We start from the raw sequence: 2,129 nt of genomic DNA on the forward strand, positions 1-2,129 counted from the left end.
GAGCACGGCGGCTGCAGTTCGGCACCGTCGCGAAGAGGGTCGCAGCGAGGGGGTGGGGGTGGTCGGAGGAAAAAGCCTTGTGTCCGAGCGTAGCGAGTTTGGCTTTTCCGGAGATCACCCCCGCCCCCGACCGCAACACGCAGGCGCAAGGGCACACAATCGAACGGACGAAATGACCGATACACAGAACGGCGCGCTGGACCTGGGCTCCATCTTCCTGGGCCCCAAGGGGGAAAACGCGGAGACCTTCGAGCGGCTCCTGCTGGAGGCGTTCCGGGACCACGTCTTCTGGCGGCGGAACTTCCACCCGGAGGACGGCTTCATCCTGCAGGAGACGGAGAAGCGCCTCCCCTCGTACGAGCACTCCATCTCCACGCTGTCGCAGGAGCTGATGGGGCTCCTGGGGGAGCTGAAGGCGGGGGTACCGTTCTTCAGCCCGCGCTACATCGGGCACATGTCGTCCGATCTCACCATGGCGAGCCTGATCGGGTACTTCGCCACCATGCTCTACAACCCGAACAACGTCGCGGCGGAAGCCTCGCCGGTGACCACGCGGATGGAGCTGGAGGTGGCGGACCAGCTCGCGCGGATGATCGGGTACGATCCGGACCGGCAGTGGGGACACCTCACCTCCGGCGGGACGGTGGCCAACTTCGAGGCGCTCTGGGTCGCGCGCAACGTGAAGTACCTCCCGGTGGAGGCGCGCTGGGCGGCGGAGGAGATGGGCGCCGCCGACATCCCGGTGCGCCTCCCCGGCGGCGGCTCCGCCAACCTGCTGGAACTGGACCTCTGGCAGCTCCTCAACCTGGCGCCCGACGCGGCGCTGGACGCAGCGGTGGCGCTGCAGGGGTCGGCGGGAGACGCCTGGCAGGCATTGGAGGTGATGCGCCGGCACTCGCTCGCGGCGCTTGGCTACCAGGAGTTCGGCGCGCGGCTCCGGTCCCGGTTCGGCGATGCCTTCCCCTCGGGCGTGGTGCTGGTCCCCTCCACGGCCCACTATTCGTGGGAGAAGATCTGCCGCGCGCTGGGGATCGGCGCGGCGCAGCTGGTGCACGTCCCGGTGGACCGCCGCTTCCGCATGGACCCGGAGGCGTTCGAGGAGAAGGTGCGCCTCATGGCGGAGCGGCGGACCCCCATCATCGCGGCCGTGTCCGTGATCGGCACCACGGAGGAGAGCGCGGTGGACCGCCTGGACCTGATCGCCGACGCGCGGGACCGGGCCGCCCGCGAGCTGGGCGTGGGCTTCTACCTCCATGCGGACGCGGCGTGGGGAGGGTACGCCGCCACCATCACCCGGCGCGAGGGCGGCGAGCGGCGCTCGTACGAGGAGACGCTCGCGGACTACGCCCCGGAGGCGTGGCCCGAGGAGGGGGTGTACCGCGCGCTGGTGGCGCTGGAGCGCACCGACTCGGTCACCATCGACCCGCACAAGCTGGGGTTCATCCCCTACCCGGCGGGGGCGGTCTCCTTCCGCGACCGGCGGGTCCGCGACCTGGTCGCGGTGGAGGCGCCCTACCTCTTCCACCGCGGCGCGTCGGAATGGGGGTACATCGGCCGCTTCATCTTCGAGGGCTCCAAGCCGGGGGCCGCGGCGGCGGGGGTGTGGATGTCGCACAAGGTGCTCCCGCTGGACGCGCGGGGGTACGGGCGGCTGGTGGGGGAGACGGCGCGGGGCGCGCTGATGCTGCACCGCCGGCTCGCCATGGGCGACTGGGCCCCCTTCCGGCTGGTGCTCCTCCCCACGCCGGACATCAACATCGTCTGCTTCGCCGTGGGGCACCCGTCGCTGGAGACGCTGGAGGCCAGCAACGCCTTCGCGGACCGGATCTACCGCGCCATGAGCGTGTCGGAGGAGCACCCGGCCCGGGCGCTGGACTACTTCGTCACCAAGACGGTGCTGCGCGCGGCGGAGTACGGGCGCGCCGCCGAGCCGGTGGCCCAGGCGCTGGGCTTCGGCTACGAGGACTACCTGGAGGCGGGCGGGGTGAGCGTGATCCGCTGCACGGTGATGGATCCCTTCCTCGCCTCGCGGCGGGGGAAGGTGGACTTCATCGGGGGGTTCGCGGAGGCGCTGCGCAGGACGCTGCGGGAGCAGATGGAGGGGTGAGCGGGGCGGGGGGGGGGGGGGC

The 2,129-nt window shown here is 71.5% G+C and carries 1 protein-coding gene; it reads left to right on the forward strand.

Annotated features, from left to right (window positions below):
• Positions 1-172: 172 nt before the first annotated feature.
• The gene (locus VGR37_02815; GenBank protein HEV2146324.1) at positions 173-2,107 is read left to right on the forward strand and encodes a pyridoxal-dependent decarboxylase; all 1,935 of its coding nucleotides are present in this window, start codon (positions 173-175) and stop codon (positions 2,105-2,107) included.
• Positions 2,108-2,129: the final 22 nt, after the last annotated feature.

The organism is Longimicrobiaceae bacterium (assembly GCA_035936415.1).
In the GTDB taxonomy this organism is placed as follows: domain Bacteria; phylum Gemmatimonadota; class Gemmatimonadetes; order Longimicrobiales; family Longimicrobiaceae; genus JAFAYN01.